General features: G+C 27.7%; 25 protein-coding genes. 18 read left to right on the top strand and 7 right to left on the bottom strand.

The window, feature by feature from the left end; genetic code table 11:
* Window positions 1–207 precede the first annotated feature (207 nt).
* The 14 genes from ADFLV_RS03485 (at window position 208) to ADFLV_RS03550 (ending at window position 13,310) form a co-directional block, all read left to right on the top strand.
* Window positions 208–2,268, top strand: coding sequence for an ATP-dependent helicase (locus ADFLV_RS03485; RefSeq protein WP_129010505.1), 2,061 nt, complete (start codon window positions 208–210; stop codon window positions 2,266–2,268).
* Window positions 2,269–2,312: 44 nt separating this feature from the next.
* The gene (locus tag ADFLV_RS03490) at window positions 2,313–3,470 is read left to right on the top strand and encodes a cation:proton antiporter (protein WP_014473399.1); all 1,158 of its coding nucleotides are present in this window, start codon (window positions 2,313–2,315) and stop codon (window positions 3,468–3,470) included.
* 242 nt (window positions 3,471–3,712) lie between these two features.
* Window positions 3,713–5,047 carry a sulfite dehydrogenase gene (gene soxC / locus ADFLV_RS03495; protein ID WP_129010506.1) on the top strand — a complete coding sequence of 445 codons (1,335 nt, stop codon included), beginning with the start codon at window positions 3,713–3,715 and terminating at the stop codon, window positions 5,045–5,047.
* Window positions 5,016–6,200: a c-type cytochrome gene (locus ADFLV_RS03500; RefSeq protein ID WP_129010507.1), complete on the top strand. Its 1,185-nt coding sequence runs from the start codon at window positions 5,016–5,018 to the stop codon at window positions 6,198–6,200. The genes soxC and ADFLV_RS03500 overlap by 32 nt, the downstream gene beginning before the upstream one ends.
* 14 nt (window positions 6,201–6,214) lie before the next feature.
* Window positions 6,215–6,568: a sulfur oxidation c-type cytochrome SoxX gene (gene soxX / locus ADFLV_RS03505; protein ID WP_014473402.1), complete on the top strand. Its 354-nt coding sequence runs from the start codon at window positions 6,215–6,217 to the stop codon at window positions 6,566–6,568.
* An 18-nt stretch (window positions 6,569–6,586) separates the two neighbouring features.
* On the top strand, window positions 6,587–7,039 hold the full coding sequence (gene soxY, locus ADFLV_RS03510) for a thiosulfate oxidation carrier protein SoxY (RefSeq protein ID WP_014473403.1): 453 nt from the start codon (window positions 6,587–6,589) through the stop codon (window positions 7,037–7,039).
* 67 nt (window positions 7,040–7,106) lie between these two features.
* Window positions 7,107–7,412 (top strand): thiosulfate oxidation carrier complex protein SoxZ, encoded by a 306-nt coding sequence (gene soxZ, locus ADFLV_RS03515; protein ID WP_014473404.1) that lies wholly within the window; start codon window positions 7,107–7,109, stop codon window positions 7,410–7,412.
* A 37-nt stretch (window positions 7,413–7,449) separates the two neighbouring features.
* Window positions 7,450–8,364 carry a sulfur oxidation c-type cytochrome SoxA gene (gene soxA, locus ADFLV_RS03520; RefSeq protein ID WP_129010508.1) on the top strand — a complete coding sequence of 305 codons (915 nt, stop codon included), beginning with the start codon at window positions 7,450–7,452 and terminating at the stop codon, window positions 8,362–8,364.
* A gap of 14 nt (window positions 8,365–8,378) precedes the next feature.
* Window positions 8,379–8,801, top strand: coding sequence for a hypothetical protein (locus tag ADFLV_RS03525; RefSeq protein WP_014473406.1), 423 nt, complete (start codon window positions 8,379–8,381; stop codon window positions 8,799–8,801).
* A gap of 161 nt (window positions 8,802–8,962) precedes the next feature.
* Window positions 8,963–10,729, top strand: a complete 1,767-nt coding sequence (gene soxB, locus ADFLV_RS03530; protein WP_014473407.1) for a thiosulfohydrolase SoxB — start codon at window positions 8,963–8,965, stop codon at window positions 10,727–10,729.
* 94 nt (window positions 10,730–10,823) lie between these two features.
* On the top strand, window positions 10,824–11,615 hold the full coding sequence (locus ADFLV_RS03535; RefSeq protein ID WP_014473408.1) for a thioredoxin fold domain-containing protein: 792 nt from the start codon (window positions 10,824–10,826) through the stop codon (window positions 11,613–11,615).
* 1 nt (window position 11,616) lies between these two features.
* Window positions 11,617–12,072 carry an MOSC domain-containing protein gene (locus tag ADFLV_RS03540; protein WP_129010509.1) on the top strand — a complete coding sequence of 152 codons (456 nt, stop codon included), beginning with the start codon at window positions 11,617–11,619 and terminating at the stop codon, window positions 12,070–12,072.
* Window positions 12,065–12,505: a DsrE family protein gene (locus tag ADFLV_RS03545; RefSeq protein ID WP_129010510.1), complete on the top strand. Its 441-nt coding sequence runs from the start codon at window positions 12,065–12,067 to the stop codon at window positions 12,503–12,505. The genes ADFLV_RS03540 and ADFLV_RS03545 overlap by 8 nt, the downstream gene beginning before the upstream one ends.
* A 16-nt stretch (window positions 12,506–12,521) precedes the next feature.
* Window positions 12,522–13,310: an alpha/beta fold hydrolase gene (locus ADFLV_RS03550; protein ID WP_129010511.1), complete on the top strand. Its 789-nt coding sequence runs from the start codon at window positions 12,522–12,524 to the stop codon at window positions 13,308–13,310.
* 12 nt (window positions 13,311–13,322) lie between these two features.
* Here ADFLV_RS03550 and ADFLV_RS03555 read toward each other — a convergent pair whose 3' ends face one another.
* The 3 genes from ADFLV_RS03555 to ADFLV_RS03565 all read right to left on the bottom strand — a co-directional run bounded on the left by ADFLV_RS03555 (window position 13,323) and on the right by ADFLV_RS03565 (window position 15,666).
* Window positions 13,323–14,057 carry an IclR family transcriptional regulator gene (locus tag ADFLV_RS03555; RefSeq protein WP_014473412.1) on the bottom strand — a complete coding sequence of 245 codons (735 nt, stop codon included), beginning with the start codon at window positions 14,055–14,057 and terminating at the stop codon, window positions 13,323–13,325.
* Window positions 14,058–14,061: 4 nt separating this feature from the next.
* Window positions 14,062–14,628 carry a DJ-1/PfpI family protein gene (locus ADFLV_RS03560; protein WP_129010512.1) on the bottom strand — a complete coding sequence of 189 codons (567 nt, stop codon included), beginning with the start codon at window positions 14,626–14,628 and terminating at the stop codon, window positions 14,062–14,064.
* A gap of 120 nt (window positions 14,629–14,748) precedes the next feature.
* Window positions 14,749–15,666: an MBL fold metallo-hydrolase gene (locus ADFLV_RS03565; RefSeq protein WP_129010513.1), complete on the bottom strand. Its 918-nt coding sequence runs from the start codon at window positions 15,664–15,666 to the stop codon at window positions 14,749–14,751.
* A gap of 91 nt (window positions 15,667–15,757) precedes the next feature.
* On the opposite strand from ADFLV_RS03565, the gene ADFLV_RS03570 reads away from it, so the two are divergent.
* Complete coding sequence (locus ADFLV_RS03570) at window positions 15,758–16,810, top strand: HD-GYP domain-containing protein (RefSeq protein WP_129010514.1); 1,053 nt, start codon at window positions 15,758–15,760, stop codon at window positions 16,808–16,810.
* A 23-nt stretch (window positions 16,811–16,833) separates the two neighbouring features.
* On the opposite strand, the gene ADFLV_RS03575 is transcribed toward ADFLV_RS03570, so the two are convergent.
* Window positions 16,834–17,508 (bottom strand): rhodanese-like domain-containing protein, encoded by a 675-nt coding sequence (locus tag ADFLV_RS03575; RefSeq protein WP_014473416.1) that lies wholly within the window; start codon window positions 17,506–17,508, stop codon window positions 16,834–16,836.
* A gap of 156 nt (window positions 17,509–17,664) precedes the next feature.
* Here ADFLV_RS03575 and ADFLV_RS03580 point away from each other — a divergent pair, with 156 nt between their 5' ends.
* Together ADFLV_RS03580 and ADFLV_RS03585 are read left to right on the top strand one after the other, a co-directional pair.
* A complete protein-coding gene (locus ADFLV_RS03580; protein ID WP_129010515.1) occupies window positions 17,665–20,295 on the top strand; it encodes a valine--tRNA ligase in 2,631 nt (876 codons plus the stop codon).
* 115 nt (window positions 20,296–20,410) lie between these two features.
* The gene (locus tag ADFLV_RS03585; RefSeq protein WP_014473420.1) at window positions 20,411–20,608 is read left to right on the top strand and encodes a YwbE family protein; all 198 of its coding nucleotides are present in this window, start codon (window positions 20,411–20,413) and stop codon (window positions 20,606–20,608) included.
* A 33-nt stretch (window positions 20,609–20,641) separates the two neighbouring features.
* Here the strand turns inward: ADFLV_RS03585 and ADFLV_RS03590 are convergent, their stop codons facing one another.
* On the bottom strand, window positions 20,642–21,064 hold the full coding sequence (locus ADFLV_RS03590; RefSeq protein WP_129010516.1) for an FKBP-type peptidyl-prolyl cis-trans isomerase: 423 nt from the start codon (window positions 21,062–21,064) through the stop codon (window positions 20,642–20,644).
* Window positions 21,065–21,187: 123 nt separating this feature from the next.
* Between ADFLV_RS03590 and ADFLV_RS03595 the strand changes: the two genes are divergently transcribed.
* Entirely contained in the window at window positions 21,188–21,946 is a 759-nt protein-coding gene (locus ADFLV_RS03595; RefSeq protein WP_129010517.1) for a hypothetical protein, read from the top strand.
* Window positions 21,947–21,973: 27 nt separating this feature from the next.
* Here the strand turns inward: ADFLV_RS03595 and ADFLV_RS03600 are convergent, their stop codons facing one another.
* Entirely contained in the window at window positions 21,974–24,205 is a 2,232-nt protein-coding gene (locus ADFLV_RS03600; RefSeq protein ID WP_129010518.1) for a bifunctional diguanylate cyclase/phosphodiesterase, read from the bottom strand.
* A 14-nt stretch (window positions 24,206–24,219) separates the two neighbouring features.
* On the bottom strand, window positions 24,220–24,861 hold the full coding sequence (locus ADFLV_RS03605) for a transglutaminase-like cysteine peptidase (RefSeq protein ID WP_129010519.1): 642 nt from the start codon (window positions 24,859–24,861) through the stop codon (window positions 24,220–24,222).
* Window positions 24,862–24,875 lie beyond the last annotated feature (14 nt).

Consider the following 24,875-nt stretch of genomic DNA (forward strand, 5'->3'; position numbering starts at 1 on the left):
TTTCTCTATAGATAAGTTGACGCAGCGACTTATTTATATGAGTATTTTTTAAGATAAGATTTCTTAAATAGATAATTTTTTATGTTTCCTTGTGTAAAGAAGGATGTCTCCCCTGGGCATCCTTTTTTTATTTCAATCTTTCTTAAATCTTTTATGATACTATTTCGAAATGATTACACTTTTACAAAATACAAATAACTAAATCCAATGCCTTTATCAAATCTAAATCAAGAACAACTAGAAGCGGCAACTTGTCCTTATGGTTTTAATCTAATTATTGCAAGTGCTGGGACAGGAAAAACTTCTACTATAGTTGGGAGAATTGCAAATTTAATAAACAATGGTGTTAAACCAAATCAAATATTACTTTTAACTTTTACAAATAAAGCAGCAGCTGAAATGGTAGCAAGGGTTGCTAAATTTTTTGGAAAAGATATCGCAAAACAAATAATGGCAGGAACTTTTCACTCTGTTTCTTATAAACTTTTAAAAGAACTAAATGTAAATATTACTTTAAAACAGCCAAATGAATTAAAAACTTTATTTAAATCTATTTATGAAAAAAGAGTTTTTATGGAAAGAAATGATGAAGCAAATCCATATGATGGTGGATATTTGTATGATATGTACTCTTTATATCTAAATTCAAATGATGGTGAAGATTTTGCTTCATGGATAAAATCAAAAAATGCTAGTCATGAAATTTATACTTTAATTTATGAAGATGTAGTTGCTGAATTTCATGAATTGAAAACAAAATATGGTTATGCAAATTTTGATGATTTACTAACACTTATGCTTGAAACTTTAAAAGAAAAAGAGTTTGATTTTAAAGAGATTTTAGTAGACGAGTATCAAGATACAAATCCACTTCAAGGAAGATTACTTGATGGATTTAGACCAAAATCACTATTTTGTGTAGGTGATTATGATCAAAGTATTTATGCTTTTAATGGTTCTGATATTGGAATTATTTCAACTTTTGCAAAAAGATATGAAAATGCAAAAGTATTTACTCTTAGAAAAAATTATCGTTCAACAAAACCAATCTTAGATTTAGCAACAAAAGTTATTGAATTTAATGAAAGGGTTTATGAAAAAAAACTTGAAGTTGTAAGAACTCAAGAAGAACATAAACCAAAACTATTAGCTTTTAATGAGCTTTTCTCTCAATATGAATATATCTCACAATTGATTTCAAAAAGTGAAACTCCACATAATGAAATTGCAATAATATATAGAAATAATTCAAGTGCAGATGGTATTGAAGCAAATTTAAGAGAGTTTTCCATTCCTGCTAAACGAAAAGGTGGAATGAGTTTTTTTGACTCTGTTGAAGTTAAATTTATACTTGATGTATTAGTTATGCAACTTTCTCACAATGATATGATGGCTTTTATTCATGTTGTTGAGCATGGAAAAGGTATTGGAAAAGCTATAGCAAAAGATGTATTTGATGCTTTAATTAGGCTTGGTGATGGAGATATTTTAAGAGGATTATTTCAACCAAGAAGTGATATAAACAATCCTTATGAAACAGGAAAAATCAAAAATCAGCAATTAGGTCTTTTTGATGATTTTATAGAGTTAGGTTCAGTTTCAAAATTTAAAGATTGTAATTTTGAAGAGGCATTTTTAGGAAATCCAATACTAAAACATCCAAAATTAAATGTTGATGGAGGAAAATATCTTTATGATATTTATTTATTAATGAAACATTTAAGAAGAACAAAAAATCCAGAGACATTGGTTGGAAATATCATATCTTCTATGGCATATTCTAAGTTAAAAGATTTTTTATCTACAAAAAGAGCAACACAAAAAGATGGAACAATAAATCCTATGCAAAAAACAAAAGCATTAGCGAAAATAAATAGAAAAGGTATGCTTTTAAAAAATTTATCAAGAAATTTTAACGACCTTTCAAAATTTATAAACTCTATGATTTTAGGTGGAAGTGAGATGAGTGAAGGTGATGGAGTAAATCTACTTTCAATTCATGCAAGTAAAGGTTTAGAGTTTAAAGAAGTTTATGTAATAGATCTAATGGATGGAAGATTTCCAAATCGAAAACTTATGAGTAAAGGTGGAAGTATTGAAGAAGAAAGACGTCTTTTTTACGTTGCAGTTACAAGGGCAAAAGATATCTTATATCTTTCATACGCAAAATATGACAAGATGAAAAAACTTACATTTGTAGCCAGTCCATTTCTAAAAGAAGCAGGTATGCAAATAAAAGACGACGAAGAATCTCAAATTCAAGAGTAATGTTATAAAATACTCCGTTTTATTAGATTTACATTGGAAATAAAATGGAAAAATTTTTTTTAATCATAACTGTATGTACTATAATTATGATTTCTCCCGGAGTCTCTAAATTAACTAGAACACCAGTAGTTGTAGTTGAGATATTTTTAGGTCTATTTGCAGGATATTTAGGCTTATTATATGATGATGAAACATTAAAACTTGTTGCAAAATTTGGCTTTGTTTATCTGATGTTTTTAGCAGGTCTTGAAATAAATCTAAAACTTGTAAAAATCATAAAAGCAACTCTTGCTATAAATGTTATTTTATACTTTATATTTTTATATACAATTTCAGGTCTTGTTTGTTGGATTTTTAACTTAGGTGTTACTTATTTTGTTGCTTTACCAATTTTCTCTTTAGGTATGATTATGATGCTTATAAAAGAGTATGGAAAAAATGAACCTTGGCTAAATCTTGCTTTATCAATAGGTGTTGTTGGTGAAGTTATAAGTATTTTAGCACTTACTTTATTTAGTGGTTGGATTGAGTATGGTTTTAATATTCAATTTTTTCTTTCTCTATTGACAATATTTAGTGTAATTGTAGTTAGTATTTTAGGTTTAAGAATTTCATATATTTTGTTTTGGTGGTTTCCTGAATTAAAAAATTTTTTAATTCCTGATTCACAACATGACAGATATAATCAAGACATTCGTTTTTCTATCTCTAGTTTATTAATTTTAGTTGCAATAATGCTTGTATTAAAAATTGATGTTGTATTAGGAGCTTTTACAGCAGGTCTATTCTTTAAAATGTTTTTTAATCAAAAACATGAACTTCTTGAAAAAATTGAATCTTTTGGTTTTGGTTTTTTCGTTCCCATTTTCTTTATTTATACTGGTTCAACAGTAAAGCTTGATATGATAACTTTTGATATTTTAAAGCATGCAATTTTTATTATGTGCGCAATTATTATGATAAGACTTATTAGTTCATATTTGTCTTTTTTTAAGTATCTAAAGTTTAAACAAACTACACTTTTTGCTCTAAGTGATTCTATGCCTTTAACTTTTATGGTTGCAATTGCAATGCTTTCATTTAACTATGGATTAATAACTCAATCTGAGTATTTTTCTTTCATAATTGCAAGTATGATAGATGGACTTTTTTTAATGATTTTCATTAGAAAATTATATAAATTATTTAATCAAAATACTTAAAATATTTAAGTAATATTACAAATAAATATGAATACTTATTCACTATTTGTTTGTATTATAACTAAAATAAATATCTCCTATAACCCCCAATTATTCGTGCTATTTAAATGCTACAAAGATATATTTTTTTAAATTATTATATAAGATAAATTAATACTTTAAGTTTTATTTTAACTTTTAAAACCTATAATTGGCTCGATAAAGAATATTTATAATAATGTCAAATTTTATAGGAGGTTAAGTTGAAAAAAAGCGAAGTTTTAGAAATAAAAGAAAATTCTATTACTACTGAAGTTACAAGTAGAAGAGATTTTTTTAGAAAAACTGCTATTTATTCTGCTGGAGCCTTAAGTGCTGCATCAGTTTTATCGCCATTGTCTGCAAGAGCAGATGACCCTGCAATAATAAATGATGCACCTTGGGGGCAAAAATTAGGAGATCCAGTAGATAAAAATTTATATGGTATCCCATCACCTTATGAACACAATAATATTAGAAGAACTCATGATTTATTCTCATCAGGAGATGCTTATGCTTCTGTATCTATGTGTCCAATTCATGAATCAGAAGGAATTATTACACCAAATGGTCTGTTTTTTACAAGAGATCATGGAGGAACAGCTCATGTTGATCCAAATGAGTGGAGATTAATGATTCATGGAAAAGTTAAAAAAGAGATAGTTTTAACTTTAGATGATTTAAAAAAATATCCAAGTGAAACAAGAATTTATTTTATAGAATGTCCTGCAAATGGAAGTCCAGAATGGAGAGGACCTCAATTTAACAGTTTACAATTTATGAAAGGTCTTATGAGTGCAGCTCAATGGACTGGAGTTATGTTAAAAACTATTTTAGATGACTTAGGTTTAGAAAAAGATGCTGTTTGGATGTTAGCTGAAGGAAGTGATAATGCTTCAAATCCAAGAACAATTCCTGTTGAAAAAGCACTTGATGATGTAATGGTTGTTTGGGCTCAAAATGGTGAAGCACTAAGACCTGAACAAGGTTATCCTGTAAGATTAATTGTTCCAGGATGGGAAGGTAACTTAAATACTAAATGGTTAAGAAGATTAGAATTTAGTGATAAACCTTGGCATTCAAAAGAAGAGACTTCTAAATATACAATGCTTCAAAAATCTGGAAAAGCTATCAGATATTTTTGGGTAAATGAAGTTAATTCAGTAATTACTAGCCCATGTCCTGAGAAACCATGGAGAAACTTGAAAAAAGGTGAGTTAGTAGAGATTGAAGGTCTAGCTTGGTCTGGTCATGGAACAATCAAAGGTGTTGATATCTCTTTTGATGGTGGAGATAATTGGGTTGAAGCTAAACTTAAAGGTTTAGTATTACCAAAATCTTGGACAAGATTTAGTTACGTATTTAGATGGGATGGAAAACCTTTATTGTTAGCAAGTAGATCTTATGATGATTTTGGAAATATTCAACCTACAATCGACCAAGAAACTTCTGCTGTTGGTGTAGAATCTGTATATCATAGAAATGCTATTGTTACTTGGGAAATTACTGAAAAAGGAGAGTGTAATAATGTTCAAATTAGAAAACACAAAAAAGCTTAAAACTACTCTTCTTAGTGTTAGTTTATCAACTTTATTAGCAACTTCAGCATTTGCAGCAACAAAAGAAACATCTGTTGATGGGGCAGTAAAATATCCATTAAAAGATGGAAAATATTCTTCATATTATGTGAATACACAAAAAGTTAAAGATTCAAATATTGGAAGAGTTGCTACTGAAAAAGAGATTAAAGTTTGGAATGTTGACGTAAGACCTGACGGGACTGGTTTACCTGAATATGATATGAAAGAGGGTGAAGTTGTTCTTGGTGATGATGGAAAACCTAAAAAAGCTGAAGGTTCTGTAGAACTTGGAAATGAACTTTATGATGCTCAATGTGCTATGTGTCATGGTGATTTTGGTTCAGGTGGTAAAGGTTATCCTACTTTAGCTGGAGGTTCAAAAGAATCTTTAAAAATTCAAAGATTAAATCCAGCAGATGAACATCCAAATCCTGATACACCAGTTAGAACAATTGGTTCATATTGGCCTTATGCAACAACATTATATTGGTATGTTCAAGATTCTATGCCTTTCCCTCATCCAAAAACTTTAACAAATAGTGAAACTTATGCAATTACAGCATATTTATTATCTGTAAATAATATTACTATTGATGGTGAAGAACTTGAAGATGAATATGTATTAGACAAAGAAAAATTAATGAAAGTTGTTATGCCAAATCATGATGGTTTCTATCCTGAAGTTGATACAAAAGATCCAAGAGATGGTGTAAAAAATATGACAGCATTATTGTCTGATCCAAAAATTTATGGAACAGGTACAAGATGTATGAAAGATTGTATAAAAGAAGATACAAATAATCTTTTAATGAAAATAAATTTTGATTTAACAGCAAATGCAAATCAACCAATGTCTGTTGAAAGAAGTTTACCAAAAGTTGAAGATAATTCAGTACAACCTGGTCAAGCCGATTATGAAGCTAGTTGTTCTGCTTGTCATGGAAATGCTGCAATTGGAGCACCTGTAGTTGGAGATAAAAATGCTTGGGCTAAGGTTACTGAAAAAGGAATTGATAAAGTATATCATAATGCAATAAATGGTATAAATGCTATGCCTCCTAAAGGTGGAACAGACCTTAGTGATGAAAAAATTAAAGAAGTAATCGATTATATGATTAATTCTAGTAAATAACAAAGGAGAATGCTATGAATGTAATCAAGAGTTTATTAACAGCAGCAGCTATAAGTGGAGTTGTTGCAGTAAGTAGTTTTGCATCTGATTCTGAATTAGTTAAAAAAGGTGAAAAAATCTTTATGACTAATACTCAAGGAAATTGTCTAGCTTGTCATGCTATAAATGGAAAAACTGTTGATGGACCAGGAAGTATGGGACCTGTTTTACAGTATCTATCTGCATGGCCAGAAGAAGCATTATATGATAAAATTTTTGATCCATATGTTTCAAATCCAATTTCTGCAATGCCTGCATTTGGTAAAAATGGTTGGCTAAGTGATGAAGAAATTAAAGCAGTAGTTGCTTATTTAAAAACAATAAATTAATAAAAAGGAAGAAAAAAGATGATTAATAGAAGAAATTTTTTAGGATTAGGATTAGGAGCTATTGCAATCGCAGCAATTCCTGGTAAGTTAAGTGCAGTTGATTTTAGAGAAACAAAACCAAAAGCTTGGACAGCAACAAAAGTTGATGAAGCAGTAAAAGAAATTTTCGGTACAACTGCAACTGTTGAAGGTGGAGTTAATTTAAGTGCACCTGATATTGCAGAAAATGGAGCAGTTATTCCTGTTTCTTTCTCAACAGATTTAAAAGCTACTAAAATTGCTGTATTCCAAGATGCAAATCCTGAAAGTGCTGTTGCAGTATTTAGTTTAAATGAATTTAGTGTTGCTGATTATGCAATCAGAATTAAAATGGCAAAAACAGGAACAGTTACAGTTATTGCAGAAGCAGAAGGAAAATTACATTCAGTTTCTAAATTAGTAAAAGTTACAATTGGTGGATGTGGTGGTTGATTTAGTTCAACTAAAATCTATTGAATAATTTAATTAAGTAAAAAATAAAAAAGAAAAGGAAATTAAAATGGCAGGTACTACAAAAATTAAAGCAAAATTAAAAAATGGTGTTATTGAAGTAAAAGCATTAGCAAGTCATCCAATGTTAAGTTATCAAGAAGCTGAAAGAGCAAAAAAAGAAGCAAACTTTATTACTTATGTAGTTGCAAAAGTTGGAGATAAAGTTGTATATGAAGCATCAACTTCTCAATTCTTATCAAAAGATCCTTATTTAAAATTCTCATTTACAGGTGCAAATGCAGGTGATGTAGTTGAGTTAACATGGAAAGATTTAAAAGGTAACACAGACGTAAGTAGTGAGAAAATTAAATAATTACTTTTTTAGTAATTAATCAAAAAGGAGAGATACCATGTTATCAAAAATTGCTAAGTCAACAGCTCTTTTAGCATTAGCAGCATATTCTTTAAATGCTGCTGATTTTAATGCTGGGGCTGAAAAAGATAGAATTGCGTTAATTAAATATTTTGAGACTAAATTTGCTGATCCAGAAAAAGAGAAAAATAGATTCTTTCCATATTCAACAGATGAAGAATTAAAAAATGATTATGCTAAAAATCTAAAACATAATGATTTTAATATTGGAACTTATGCATTTTCAAAAGATGCAAAATCTCAATATGAAGCAATCAAAGAAATGCCACCTTATGAAGATGCTATTGATGCTGGAGAAGAGTTATATAACAAAAAATTTGCAAACGGTAATTCATTTGCAACTTGTTTCCCAGATCCTGCAATTGCAAACTTATATCCATATTATGATGAAAAGAAAAAAGATGTTGTTTCTTTAACATCTGCGGTTAATGATTGCTTAAGAGACAATGGAGAAAAAGAGTTTAATACGCAAAAAGGTGATATGGCAAATATTCAAGCTTATTTAGTAAATGCAACTACAGAAGCTGGTAAAAAATTTGATATAAAAATTCAAAATGAAGCAGCTAAAAAAGCATATGAAGCAGGAAAAGAATTTTATTATTCTCAAAGAGGTTATTTAAAAATGTCTTGTGCAACTTGTCACGTTCAAGGTTCAGGATTAAGAGTTAGAAATGAAAAACTTTCTACATTAACAGGACAAATAACTCAATTCCCAGTACATAGATTGAAATGGGGAGATTTAGGTACACTAGAAAGAAGATTGTCAGGTTGTGTTGTAGATCAAGGACAAGTTCCACCAAAAGATGAAAGTACACAAATGAAACAACTAATTTACTTTATGGCATATATGTCAAATGGTATGGCAATTGATGGTCCAGATATAAGAAAATAATAAAGGTGAATATTATGAAAAAAACAATTTTAAAATTCGCAACAGTTACAGCATTATTAACTTCTGGATTAGTAAACGCATCAGCTTCTGAAATATCTAAATTAGATGTTAAAAAAGAGTGTAATGTTCAAGCTAATGGTATAGAAAAAGTTATAGAAACAGCTGCAAAATACAATGAAATAGCTGTAAAACACAAAGTTGAATTTATGAGACTTGGAATGAAAGCTAGTCAATATATTGATGCTGTAAATAGTGCTTTAAAAAGTGGAGCAAAAACTATCGATATTGTTGATGCAAAAGGTAAAAAAACAAGTGAAGCTCCAATTGAGTTTGCTGCTTGGAGAGCTTGTTCTTTTGCAATTAGTGCATTAACACAAGAAGAAGAAGCAAAAACAACTTGGAAATTGGCTAGTCCAAGTGACGAATATAAATATTAATATTAAGATTAATATTTGTTTTAAAAAAGTCAAGATTTAACTCTTGGCTTTTTTTATTTCTGAAAAATGAGTAAATTTACAATAAATAGATATTTCTATATAAATTTGAGCTTTTTTTCGAGTTCATATTTATGTATATTAATTATAAATAAGGTAACAAAATGAGTAAATTAAGTAGAAGAGAATTTGTTTATATGATGGCTGTACTTGGTGCTGCCCCTGTATTTGCAAATTCACATACAAGAATGGTAGAGACAACAAAAAAGTTAGAAGATTATTATAAATTAAAACCGTTTGGTAATGCAAGATTATTACATATGACAGATTCTCATGCACAATTACTTCCAGTATATTTTAGAGAACCAAGTGTTAATTTAGGTTTCTTTAGTAATTTTGGAAAACCACCTCATATTGTTGGTGAAAAATTACTTGATTATTATGGAATAAAAGGTAATAAAAGATTAGAGTATGCATACTCATGTGTAAATTTTGAAGAACACGCAAAAGTTATGGGAAGAACAGGTGGTTTTTCTCAAATTAAAACAGTTGTAGATTTTTTAAGAGATAGTTTTGGTAAAGAAAAAACTCTTTTATTAGATGGTGGAGATACTTGGCAAGGAACAGCAACAGCACTTTGGACAAGAGGGAAAGACATGGTTGGTGCTATGAATTTACTTGGTGTTGATGTTGCTGTTGGACACTGGGAATTTACATATAAAGCTGAAGAAGTTTTAGAAAATGTAAAAGCATTAAATGCAGAGTTCTTAGCTCAAAATATTTTTGTTAAAGAAGATTCTTTAATGAATGGTGTTGAAGCTTATGATGAAGATAGTGGATTAGCATTTAAACCTTATACAATCAAACAATTAGGAAAAGCAAGAGTTGCTATTATTGGTCAAGCTTTCCCATATACAACTATTGCAAATCCACAAAGATTTATCCCTGATTGGACTTTTGGTATTAAAGATGACAATATGCAAGAAATTGTAAACAAAATTAAAGAAGAAGAAAAACCTGATGCAATTATCGTATTATCTCACAACGGATTTGATACTGATAAAAAAATGGCAGAAGTTGTAAGTGGAATAGATTTTATTATGGGTGGACATACTCATGATGGTGTTCCTGAAGCAGTTCCTGTTAAAAATGCAACTGGTACAACTTATGTTTGTAATGCAGGATCAAATGGTAAATTCTTAAATGTTTTAGATTTAGATATTCAAAATGGAAAAATTAAAGATTTTAAATTTACTTTATTACCAATCTTCTCTGATTTAATAACTGAAGATAAAGATATGAAAAAATACATCGAAGATGTAAGACTTCCATACTTAAAAGAACTTACAAGAGAAATAGCAACAACTGAGCAAACTTTGTTTAGAAGAGGAAACTTCAATGGTTCTTGGGATCAAATTATTTGTGATGCACTTTTAGAAGTAAAAGAAGCACAAATTTCATTATCACCTGGATTTAGATGGGGAACTTCAGTTATGCCAGGTCAAGCAATCACATTTGATGATTTAATGACACAAACAGCTATGACATATCCAGAAACTTATGCAAGAGATATAAAAGGAACAGATATTAAAGCTATTTTAGAAGATGTTGCAGATAACTTATTTAATGAAGATCCATTCTATCAACAAGGTGGAGATATGGTAAGAACTGGTGGAATTTCTTATAAAATAAATCCAAAAGCAAAAATGGGTGAAAGAATTTCTGACATTGTTCTTACAAAAACTGGTGAAAAACTTGATGCTTCAAAAGCATATAAAGTTGCTGGTTGGTCAACTGTTGGAGCTCAAAGTGAGGGTGAACCTGTTTGGGAAACAGTTGAAACTTACTTAAAAAATGTAAAACATATTAGTAATATCAAAGTTGATACGCCTGATATTATTGGAGTTAAAGGTAATCCTGGAATTATCTAATTTCTAAAGAAAAAGTATAAAGATACTCTTTATACTTTTTTCAATTTAATAGATATTTCATTGAAATATTTCTTAAGTTGAAAAGGATTTTATTTTGATAAAAATTTTATTTTATACATTTTTTTTAGTGATAAGTTTATTTGCTGATTTTAAAGAAGGTGAAAGCATTTTTAAAAATAAATGTGCAACCTGCCATAAAGATTTTATCTCTTTAAATACTTTAAAAGAGAACTTTTTTGAAAAAAATAATAAATTATTAAATCTAAAAGCGCCAACAGTAAATATGATAGCATATGCAATCATGGAAAGTCCTAAAAAAATAGGAGATTCAACTGATGTTGAAATGCAAGAGTTAGAAATTGAGAGTTATTTAAAATCATATTTAGAAAATCCTGATAGATTTAATTCTATTTGTGATGATCATATTTTATCTTTTTATGAAACTAAACAAAGTATGAAAGGTCAATTATCAGAGGAAGATTATAAAAATTTAACAATTTATTTTATGAAATATAATGATAATGTAAAAGATACAGAAGTAAAAAAATTTGCTTCAACTATTGATGAAAAAAATATTTTAGAAAAAGCAAAAAAAGAGAATAAAAAAATAATGGTTTATGCTACATCAAAATCTTGTTTTTTTTGTAAAAGAATGGATAGAGATGTTTTGAGTTTAAATGAAATAAAAAAAGAGATAGATAAAAATTATATTTTTGTAAAAAATGATATGGATGAATCATCTTTACCTTTTGGTTTACAAAAAGAGTATAAAAAAATAACTCCTAGTTTTTTTGTTCTTTCAAAAGAAGGAATTTTTGAAAAACAATATCCTGGGGCTTGGGTAAAAAATGATTTTTTAGAAATTTTAAAAGAGAATATAAAATAAGATGAAAGAGTTAGGAAAAGTACTAGCAACTTTTAGTGCAACAAAAGAGTCAAGTGGATTACCAAGACCAAAAGTAAAAGAGTTAAATCTTATAAAAGATTTTGGAATAGAAAATGATAAATTTGCTGGAAAGAAGCTTGATCAAACAGTTATGATAGTTGGATTAAAATCTTATGAAATTGCACTTGAAGAAGGTATAAATTTAGAGTTTGGAAGTTTAGGTGAAAATATTTTATTGAATTTTGACCCACATGATTTAGAAGTGGGAACACGTTTGATAATTGGTGAAGCTATAATAGAAATTACACAAATTTGTACCGTTTGTAATCATTTAAGTGTTTTTGATAAAAATTTGCCACAATTATTAAAAGCGCATAGGGGACTTTATTGTAAGATAATAAAAAGTGGTTTCGTATCAAAAGATATGGAAGCAAAAATAAAGGATAAAAATGATTAAAAAAATTTTATTAGTTTTATTATTGTCAATATTTAGTTTTGCACAATCAAATTTCAGTGACCCTCAACCAACTTTTGAAAATCCAAGAAAAGTTGTTTATTCATTATATGTTGGTGACTTAGAAACGGTAAATCATACTATAGGATCTATGTATAATATTTTAAAAGAGTATCCAGCTGAGAGTTTAAAAATCGTTGTTGTTGCTTATGGAAAAGGTTTGAGAGTTTTAAAAAAAGATTATGATCCAAATACATTAAATAGAGTAAAATCTTTGATGGAATATGACGTAGAATTTGTAGCTTGTAGAAATACTATGGAAACAATGAAATGGACAGAAAAAGATTTTATTGATGGAATTTCATATACTCAAGCAGGAATTGTAGAAGTGATTGAAAAACAACAAGCAGGATATATTGGAATAACTGCTTATTAAAACAAAGGAGAATAAAATGTTTAAAAAAGCTTTAATATTATCAAGTTTACTTTTGGTTTCAAATTTGTCTTTGAATGCAGCAAAAATCACAGAAGATGAATGTTCTAAAAAAGGTGAAAATTTTATATTTGCAGGAAATGAATGTATCCAATATAAAAAATTTTCAGGTGAAGAAGAAGGTGCTTTAAATATCATAGTTCATGGAACTTGGAAAGATGGAACTGATACCCTTGCTCGTTATGCTCCTTTTGCAGAAGATTTAGCAATGAGAACAGATATAACAACAATTGCAGTTGCACTTCCGGGATATTCAGGAAGTTCTACAAATAAATTTACTTCATTATCTCATGATGGTGTAGAAAATTTAGCTGCTAAAAAAGAGTATGTTGAATTTTTAGGTTCATTAGTTGAAGCTTTAAAAGAAAAATATCAAGCAAATAAACTTACATATATAGGTCATAGTGCTGGTTGTATGATGGGTGCAACTTTAACTGGAGTAAAACCTGATTTAATAAACAATATTGTTTGTGCTGGTGGAGTTTATAATGTACATGAAAAAAGTAAAGAAAAAGGTTTGATTTCAATTGTTGATGTTTTAGATAATGTATCTAAAAATACTAAGTTTGTACTTGTTTATGGAACAGCAGATGATATTTCAAAACCAGAAGTTACAAAAGATTTCTATAAATTAGCAAAAGAAAAAGGTTTTGATGTAAAACTTGTGGAAGCAGTAGATGCACCACATATCGATTTAGATATGACAACTGAATCAAAAGATGCAATAGAAGAAATTGTTGCAGACTAAATAAAATAAAAGTTAATAAACTATTGAATATTTTGAGACAATATCTGAGATAAGTTCTCCAATTTCATTTAGTTTATTATCTTTTAATCTAGATGAATTTCCTGATATTCCAACTGCACCTATTAAAATATTTTCTTTATTAAAAAGTGGAACAGCAACACAAGACATTCCATCTTGGTACTCTTTATTATCAATAGCAAAACCTTTGTTTTTTATCATACTTAATTCATTGTTTAGTGTTTTTATATCTGTAATAGTGTTTGTTGTATATTGATTAAATTTAATTTTTTCTAAATCATAATTACCAAAAGCTAAAATAGATTTTCCTAAAGCACTTGTATGTAGATTTGTTTTAATACCTATGTTATTTCTAGTTTTTAATTTTTGATTTGATAAATCAATTTGATTTATATAAGAGATTTTATAATCATCAAAAATACCTAAATATGCACATTCATTTGTTTTTGTAGAGATTTCTTCAAGTAAAAATTTAGTTGCTTTTATAAGTAGTTCAATTTTTGTAGATTGATTTGTTTTATTAGATAAATCATTTGCAATGATTTCATTTGAATTTTCCAAATATGAGATAAAATCTTCTTCTTTTAGGGTTTTTAAGATTCTAGACATAGTACTTTTGTCAATATTTAATTTTTCACATAAAGTAACAGCTAAAATAGGTTTACCATAATCTATGATAAACCTATAAACATTTAAACCCTTCGATAAAGATTTTAATTGATTTGGCATAAAATTATTTTGTTAATAACTCATTAAATTTTGCTAACCATTCAGGATGTGCAGGCCAAGCAGCAGCTGTAACTAAGTTTCCATCAACTATTGCACTTTCAAATCCAATATCTGCCCATTTACCACCACTTAAACCAACATCAGGTGCACAAGCTGGATAACAAGAACAAGTTTTATTTGCGATAATTCCAGCAGCTGCTAAAACTAAAATACCATGGCAAACAGATGCAATTGGTTTATTAGCTTTGTTGAAATTTTGAACAATTTCAATAACTCTAGGATTTAATCTAATATATTCAGGAGCTCTACCACCAGGAATAAGTAGTGCATCATAAGTTGATTCATCAACTTCATCAAATGAAGCATTTAAAGTGAAGTTATGACCTGGTTTTTCTGTATAAGTTTGGTCACCCTCAAAATCATGAATTGCAGTTTTTATTTGCTCATTTGCTTTTTTATTAGGACAAACAACATCAACACTATAACCTAACATTTTTAGACATTGAAAAGGAACCATAAGTTCATAATCTTCTACAAAATCACCAGCTAATATTAAAATTTTTTTTGACATAAGTTCTCCTTAAATTTTTAAATTAGCAAAGATTTTATAGGAAGTTGTATTAAAATAATATTTATTTAAAAGTTAGTTTTTTTTAGTTTCACATAGTGAAACAAGAAAGAAAAGAGGAGATTAATTCTCCTCGTAAAATTCTAATTCTCTAAATGCATCAAAAACATTTTTACTATTTAATTCATCGTATAAAGCTTTGTTTTTGTATTCATCCATTGTTACAATTTTTGTTATATCATTTCCTGTAACTTCATTTTCAATAGCTTCAAGAACTCTTTGTTTTAATAAAGTAAAATATTTTATTGTTTCATCTGCTGCTGTTTTTGAAGTATCAACTCCATGACCAGGCACTAAAACATCCCATTTTTTTGAATTTATCATCTCAAGAGCTTTTAATGAACCAATAACAGAACCATCTCTATTTGATGTAACTCTTCCATTCATCACAATATCACCTGAAAATAAAACTTTATCATTTGGCAAATAAACAAATAAATCATCTGATGTATGAGCTTTTACTCCAGTTGGAATAACTATTATTTCTTTACCATCTATATTTAAAGTTTTAGTTTCATTTATGATTTCATCAATAGCTACAAATTTTGTATTTTTTTTATTCTCTTCTGAAAGGACTTTTACTCCTCTTATTTCTGAATTTGTATTAAATTCTTTATTTATAAGAGCTGGACCATAAATTTTTGCATTAAATTTTTCTTTGTAAAAATTATTTCCTAACCAATGGTCATCATGACTATGTGTTGTAATTACTGTATTAACTGGTAGTTTTTCTATTTTTTCCATAGCTTTATAAGCTTGATTTGCAAAATCATAACTAGCTCCTGAATCGATTAAAACATAACTTTTATTTGTTTTAATATAACAACTATTTGACATAAATCCACCATTTTCTTTTGTTGGTGCTTCAAGTTTTCCAAAAAAACACCAAATATCAGAAGATACTTTTATAGGTTTTAAATTATAATCAAATGCAAAAGCATATATTGATAGTAAAAGTGAAAATAGAATATTTTTAAACATAAAACTCCTTTTTTATTTTATAATCAAAAATTATATTGTAATATCACTTTTATATAAGTAATAGTTTTAATTTTAATCAAATAGGATGGATATGGATAAGAAAAAACAAATGGCATTTAACCTAAATAATTTCCTTTTATCAATGAGTGCAGTTTTAGATTATAAAGAGTTTGATTTAGAGGGAACAGCATTAAATCATTTTAAAAGAGTTACATATATAGCTTTAAATTTAGGTGCAAAATTTAATCTTGAACCTAAAATGATGGCAGATTTATGTTCTTTATCATTGATTTATAATTTAGAAAAAAAAGAGTTAGAAAAAATTCCTTTTTTAAATACAAAAGAGTTTTTAGAAGATAGTTTGATAAAAGAAATTATTGAATTTTCTTCAAAATTAGACAAGATGTTTAATTTGGGAAATAATCAAATAGAAAATAGATTTAAAGCAATAGAATTTGCAAAAGAGAATAAAGAAAATTTTTCAAAAGATTTAATAGATAATTTTTTATTTGTTTCATCGCAAATATCTTTTTGGTTGGATTTACAATATGAAAATGAGATTTTGATGTATATTTATTCATCTTTACATGACTTTACTACTGTTTTAGATTTTGAAGAAATTTTAAATCTGACAACAATTTTTCATAAGCTAGAGAATAAAAATTCGATAATCATACAAAGAGCTTCAAAAATAGCTGATGAATTTAATTTTGAACATAAAGATAAACAAATATTTTTAATAGCAACATCTTTACAAAATATAGGAAAGATGTTGATACCAAGTTCTATCTTAAATAAAAAAGAGAAATTGTCTTTTGAAGAGTTTGAAATAATAAAATCATATCCATATCACACAAAAAGAATATTAGGTTCAATTATGGGATTTAATGATATTTTATCTTTGTCTATAAAAGTACAAGAAAGATTAGATGGAAGTGGATATATTTATAGTTTGGATGGTAAAGATTTAAGTCTAAAAGATAGGTTATTAGCCTGTTTAGTAATATATAATTCATTGAGAGAAGATAGAGTTTACAGAAATTCATATAATCATTTAGGTGCTATAGAATTGATGAAAAAAGAATCAAAATTTGAAAAAATAGATGAAAGTTTAGTTGAAATATTTGAAAGAATTTTTGAATAAAATTGGAGAAAACTCCAATTTTATTAAGGTTTTACAGTAGTAAGCCCAAAGCTTAACCAAGATTGCATTCCACCTCTGTACCATTTTAGTTTTTCTTCAGGATAACCAATAGCTGTCAATGCTTTCATAGATTCAGGTGATTGTCCACACCAAGCTCCATTACAAAACATTAAGATTTCTTTAGCATTTGAAAAATCATATTTTCCATCTACTTTTTTTACTCCTAATATTCCTAAATATTCTTCAAATTCATCAGGATATTGAGATTGTTTTAAATAAATATATGGAACATTTACTGCTGTTGGGATTGTTTCATGATAAAACCAATTTTCAGTTCTTGAGTCAACAAGCATCATATTTTTATTTGTTTTTGCTTTTTCAATAAAGTCTAAAACTTCAACTTCACCATAAGTTTCTACTTTGTCAGAATATTTTATAGGTGAAATTTTTCCAAAATATGTTACAAATGATCTTTTACAATTAGCATTTATATTTTCTGCTGCTTGACCTTTTCCACCATAAACAGTTTTTGGATCAAATTTTACATCTTTGCACTCTTCAGGTTTTTCTCTTTTTATAGTAATTGTTTTATCTTCATCATTTGAATTTTTATAAGTAACTTCAACACCACTTGATTGTAAATCAACTGCAAAAATTGATGATGCTAAAACAAAACTTCCTAAAATTATTTTAATCATTCGCTCTCCTTAATAATTAATATGTAATCAAAAATATTATATCACAAGATATTATAAAAACTAATAATTAAATCATAAATAAAGAATTAGCAAAATAACAACCTAAGTAAAAAGTTGATATAATCGCGTATATTTAAGAAAATTATAGGATATTTAATGAGCGAAAAATATGAACCATCAAAGGTAGAAGATAGTTTTTATAAGATTTGGGAAAGCAGAGGATATTTTGAAATAGATGGAAATAAATCTATTCAAGCCAAAAATAGTGAAGGTAAGGAAAAAACTTTTGCTATTATGATGCCACCACCAAATGTAACAGGTAGTTTACATATTGGTCATGCATTAACATTTACTTTACAAGATATTATTACAAGATATAAAAGAATGGATGGTTTCAAAACTCTTTGGCAACCAGGAACTGACCATGCGGGAATTGCAACACAAAATGTTGTTGAAAAACAACTTTTAGCAGAAGGTACTACAAAAGAAGAACTAGGACGAGAAAAGTTCTTAGAAAGAGTTTGGAAATGGAAAGAGTATTCAGGTGGTACAATTGTTCATCAAATGAGAAAGTTAGGAGTAAGTCCAGCTTGGTCTAGAGAGCGATTTACTATGGATGAAGGACTTAAAGAAGCTGTTAAAGAGGCTTTTGTTCATCTATACAATGAAGGTATGATAGTTCAAAATAACTATATGGTTAATTGGTGTACACATGATGGTGCATTATCTGATATTGAAGTTGAACATGACGAAGTTCAAGGTAAATTTTATCATATGAATTATCATTTTGCAGATGGTAGCGGATTTGTAACAGTTGCAACAACTAGACCTGAAACATATTTTGGGGATACAGCTATAATGGTTCATCCAAATGATGAAAGATATAAAGCTATAGTTGGAAAAGAAGTAATTTTACCATTAACTGACAGAAAAATCAAAGTAATTACAGATGAACATGTTGATATGGAATTTGGAACAGGTGTTGTAAAAGTTACACCAGCTCATGACCAAAATGACTACGAAGTAGGGAAAAGACATGATTTAGAGTTTATTACTTGTTTTGATGAAAAAGGTATTTTAAATGATTATTGTGGAGAGTTTGCTGGACTTGAAAGATTAGAAGCAAGACCTTTGATAGTAAAAAAACTTCAAGATGAAGGATTTATCGTAAAAATCGAAGAGCATGTTCATCAAGTAGGACATTGTTATAGATGTAAAAATATTGTTGAACCGTATATTTCTAAACAGTGGTTTGTAAGAAGTGAAGTTGCTAAAAAATCAATAGAAAAAACGTATGCTGGTGAAGCAAAATTCCATCCTAGTCATTGGTTAAATTCATATAGAGCTTGGATGGATGAATTAAGAGATTGGTGTATTTCAAGACAATTATGGTGGGGACATAGAATACCTGTATTTAATTGTGAAGATTGTGGTCATCAATGGGCTGATAAAGCGGATGTTCCAGAAGCTTGTCCTCATTGCTCAAGCAAAAATTTCACTCAGGATCCAGATGTATTAGATACTTGGTTTAGTTCTGCACTTTGGGCATTTTCACCACTTGGTTGGGGAAACAATGGAAAAATGACTAATACATTTAATGAAAGTGATTTAAAAGATTTTTATCCAAACTCTTTATTAATTACTGGATTTGATATTATGTTTTTCTGGGTTGCTAGAATGATGATGATGGGTGAACACTTTAGGGGTGAATTGCCATTTAAAGATATTTATATGCATGCACTTGTACGTGATGAAAATGGTGCAAAAATGTCTAAATCAAAAGGAAATGTAATCGACCCACTTGATATGGTAGAAGAGCACAGTGCTGATATCATCAGATTTACTCTTGCGTACTTAGCAGTTCAAGGAAGAGATATAAAACTTGGTGCAAAAAATTTAGAGCAATTTAGAAATTTTACAAATAAACTTTATAATGCATCTAATTTCTTGGCATTAAATGTTGATACATTCCCTGATTTAAAAGATATCGAAATTAAAACACCACTTGGACTTTATATGCAAAGTAAACTAAGTGATGCTATTGATGAAGTAAGAGGTGCATTAGAGTCATATAAATTCAATGAAGCAGCTTCAGTTTTATATAGATTTGTATGGACTGAATTCTGTGACTGGGGAATTGAGTACTCAAAAGCTAGCAAAGATAGTATCGTTGAACTTGGCGCAATTTTTAAAGAAACTTTAAAAATGGTTTCTCCATTTATGCCATTTATTTCTGATTATTTATATCATAAATTAAGTGGAACAACTTTAGAAGAGGGTGATTCACTTATGATTATGAACTTCCCTAAAGATGTAAAAAAAGATGAAAAAATTGAAGAGATGTTTGCAATCATTGAAGAAGCAATCACAGCTATTAGAAGAGCAAAAGTTATTATTGATATGGGTAACTCAAAAATTGCAAAAGCGTATATCAAACTTGATAAAAAAATAGATACAGCAGTTGCTAAACCATTTATTGAAAAACTTGCAAAAGTTGAAGATATAGAGTTTGTAGATGCAAAAGTTGAAAATAGTATAACGGACGTTTCAAATAACTTAGAGGTATATCTTCCAACAAGTGAAATTGATATGAAACCAATCATTGATAAATTAACTAAACAACAAGAAAAAGCTCAAAAAGAGTTTGATAAACTAAATGGTATGTTATCAAATGAAAGATTTGTAGCAAATGCACCTGAAGCAGTTATTGTAGAAAATAGAAAAGCTTTAGAAGATGTAAAAACTAGACTTGAAAAAATTGAAGCTGAGTTAAAATCTTTAAGTTAATAAAAGATTTTGGATTTGATTTTTAAAAGCCCCGTCAATTTTTGATGGGGCTTTTTTATTATGTAAATTTTAATGATAGTGAAATAAATTGATAAAAAAATAAAAAAGGAAAAAAATGCTTGACGGTAAAAAAAGAATAAATATAAAAGCAGGTTTAAAAGTAAATATTGTTTTAAAAGAAGACCAAAGAACGGGGAAACTTACAACGGGTATTGTAAAAAATATACTTACAAATTCACCTACTCATCCACATGGAATAAAAGTACGACTTCAAGATGGACAAGTTGGAAGAGTTCAAGAAATATTGCAATAAGATTATAAAATAAAAAGATAAAATCTCTTTATTTTATAGAAGAGAGTCGATTTTTATTTTATATTCTAAATCTTTTCCAGCTAGCGGATGATTAAAATCAACTGTTATTTCTTTTTCTCCAATCTCTTTTACAATAAATTGAATTGGTTGGTCATTTTCATCTTGAGCTTGAATTTGCATACCAACTTTTAAATCATCAATTCCTGCAAATTGTTCTATTGGAAGTGTTTGAATTCCTGCTGGGTCATATTCTCCATAAGCTTCAGATGCTGGAACAAAAATATCTGCAATTTCTCCTGCTTTCATATTTATTATTCTTTTTTCAAGTCCAGCGATTACTTGACCTGTACCAAACTGAAATTCAAATGGTTTATTGCTTCTACTTCCATCAACTATTACACCATCTATTTTTACTTCAAACATTATTTTAACAGTTTGATTAATCTCTATAGCCATATTATCCCTTATTAAAAATTAATGAACTATATAGTATTTAATCTAAAATTTCAAATAGTAATTTTTTTAAAATTTATTTTACTTTTAAAAAGATACAATCAAGAGTATTAAGAAGGAGAAAATATGACAAAAAAAATTCAAATCATTTTTTTATTATTTGTAACCTTTTTTATACAAGCTTGTACATTAGATCAAAATTCTATAAAAAGTGTAGCTCAAACAAATTCAGCAACACAAATAGATGAGTTTAAAAATGAGATTTTAAAAGAGCTTATTAGTTATAAAAAGAAGTTAGACTTACGAAATCCAAATGCTTATAATAAAAATCTTCAAAGTAGCATAATTCAAGAAATTAGAACTAAAAAGAATTTTATAAATTTAGTTCAAGATGGAAAAGTTTTAGAAAAACCAAATGAATATTTTTATTATGCTTTTTCAACACAAAAAATCCAAAATAGAAATGATCTTTTGATTTTAGGTATTTACAAAATGATTTATAAAGCATATGAAATGAATAAAAATTATCAATTTTCAGCTATTTCATACAACCAAGAAGATATGACAAAACTTTATGAATATTTACAAATTGTAAGATGGAAAATAAGAACTTCAAAAGATGATAAAAATGAGTATTTATTTAATACTTGGCAAAATAATTGGCAATTAGAATTAGCAAAAAAATATCAAGGTGATTACAATATCATAAACGATTTACTTTATATAAAAGCAAATAAAGAAACAGTTTTTGACTCTTCAAATTTCTCTTTTGAGATAGTGATGTCTAAGATAATAACAAATGTGGAATTTAGTCTAAAAAAGATGAATATCGAACCTTATGAGATGAGTATGACAGCTTTAAAAAGTTTTATTTTTATTTTGTAGATTGGATTTTTATGTGGCAAGTAGAATTTATCTACTTGCAGCATATAAGTTATGTTTTTTGATAAATTCTAAATCTTCATCTTTTTGTACATTTTCAGCAAATACTTTGATATTTAAAAGAGTTGCTAATTCTGAGATTGATTCAACAAAACTTTGTTTAGAATAATCATTTGATATTTCACTTGTATAATCTCTTGCAAGTCTTATATAATCTAAATTGAAATCTTTAATGTTATTTAGTGGTATAAATTTAGTTTCAAATCTTTTTATAATAATTTTTGCTCCACATTGGTGCATTTCATCTGCAAAGAATTTGAATTTATCTACATCTTTTGCAACAGCATAAGCAGTTGCACTAAATACAAGTTGAGATGCAATATTTTTATTTTCAAGTAATATTTTCTCTAACCAAGCTATAAATGCTGTATTGTTTATTGATTCTAGCGATAAGTTGATTGAAATATCATGTTTTACATTGTTAATTAAAATGTGATTTATTACTTTTTGAGTAACTTTTTTATCAAAGTCAACAATTTTTTCATATTTCTCAGCGATAGAAACAAATGTTCCTATTGGTATATTGTTATCTTCTTTATCTTTGATACTTGTAAATGCTTCTTGCATTACAGTTTTATCGTTTGATTCATCAAGTCTTCTACAATCACCTATATATCTAACTTCAAATTTTGAATTATTGATAATATCAAAAACAAGTTCTCTCCAACTTTCCATATCTTTTACTAATTCATTTTTATCTGTTATAAAAAACTCATTTGGTCCAATAACTGTTGCTTTTTCATATGCTTGATTTGCACTTTGTAAAATTTCAGGAGTTGTACCTATTGGATTAAAAGGAGTTGCTCCAATGTGCATAATATCTTTTTTATTAAATTCAAAAGATAATTCTTCAAAACTTTTTTGTAATAATTTTGTAAAATTAACAGCATCTTCATAGCTGAATGTTTCAGCAATTAAAGCAAATTCTGAACCAAAAAATCTATATGCAGTTATTTTTGACTTGTCATTTAATTTTGTAGTCGCAAGAATTTTTGCAAATTTTTTTATGAAGTTATTTACTTCTGAGTTTGTGTGAGCTTTGGCAAAAGAAGCTAAATCAAAAATTTTAATTACAAAAATATAACCATTTGATTTATGAATAAACATATGTTTCATATCAGTTTCAAAACTTGGTTTTAAAGATAATCCTGTTAATTCATCTAAAGATAATTTCTTTGTAAGATTTTCCAAAGTTAAATTTAGTCTATTTATAATGGCTTCAATTTTACTAGACATATCATTGAAAGCAATTGCAACAGCTTTTATCTCTTTTGTCCAAGGAAGTTTTTCTATCTTACCAAACTTACCACTTGCAATACTATTTGCCAGTTTTTCAAGTTTTATTAGAGGTTTTAATAAATATTGAACAAATATAAAAAGGATAATAATTGAGATAATAAATGCAATTACAGCATAAATGATTGCACTTTTTGCTTGTTCATAAAGTTTTGCATATGCTTCACCTGGATTTGCACTTACATAAATAATTGCACTTGTTTGCCAACCATTACTTATTTCACTTGATTGTTCTTCTAAATTTATTGGAATTAGGTTTATAAACCATTGAGGAACAGAATCAAATTTTATATCTCTATTTACAGAAACTAAAGTTTTATCTAAAGTTATAGTTGCACTTGTATCAACTTTTTTTTCTTCTTGATTTGTTGCAGTAAAATTGAAAGTTAATGTTATCTTTCCATGAGCAGATGTTTTAGGAATGAAATAATAAATATCTTCACTTGGTTGTTGTTTAATCTCAGAGATTTTTGTTTCTGCATTTGGATTTGATAAAGCAAGTAACTCTTTTTCAAAATCATCACTTTGTGTATTTACTTCTACAGTTCCTAAATTTTTATCAATATTTAAATTTGAAATTTCCCAAGTAGAACTCTCTTCTAAATCTTTTGAAGCTTTAATTAAATCTTTCTCTTTAATAGAAAAAAGTGCATCTTCAAGTCTTATCTCTTTATAAAAACCTCTATTTGCAATAGCATTGATTACAGATTCAATTTCAGGATTTGTTTTATCTTTTAATAGACTTTTTAAACTCATTCCTAATGATGTTGCTGTATCTTGTGCTTTTGTTAGAGATTCAGATACTAAATACTCTTTAGTGTTATTTACACTAATTATAAAATTACCAGTGAAAATCATAAAAAATATAATTGATATGATTAAATATAGCTGTTTTGATAAAGACATTTTTATTTCCTTTTTTAGAATCTACTCATTAAATCTTTCCAAGATTTTAGATTATTGTTACCCATTCTTTTTTCCCCTTTTGTTTGTGCTTGCCATAATCCAGTTGCATTAAAACTATAAACAGGTTTTAAATCAGGTCTTTTAGTTGCTAATTCTAGATTTTTATTGATATTATCCAAAACAACAGGAGTTGCTCCTACTTGATGATAATATGTTAAAACCATATGCGCTTGATCAAATTTACTATTTGGACCAGAATAAGTAACATATGTTATTCTTAATTTATCATCAGAAATACCTAATTTTACTAGTGAAAAATATTTTGCAATGGCATAATCTTCGCAATCTCCAGCACCAACTCCCATAAATTCAATAGGCGTAGCCCAATAGTCTTTTTTACCCCATACTTGCATATCTGATTTGTATGTTATTCTATTAAAAAAATCATTAACATTTTTAAGTTTATTTAAAATAGATTCATTTCTAGAAGATTCAATCATCGAATCCCACATTTCAACTCTTTTTTTAGCATTGGAACCATACTTTTTTTCTATAGAGTTAAGTTGATCATCATCGATATTAAATGTTTTTGAAGCAGTTACAAATAGAGATAATAAAGAGATAAGAAGAATTGAAATGAATAACATTTTTTGCATCTTATCTCCTTTTT

It is taken from the genome of Arcobacter defluvii (genome assembly GCF_013201725.1).
GTDB lineage: Bacteria > Campylobacterota > Campylobacteria > Campylobacterales > Arcobacteraceae > Aliarcobacter > Aliarcobacter defluvii.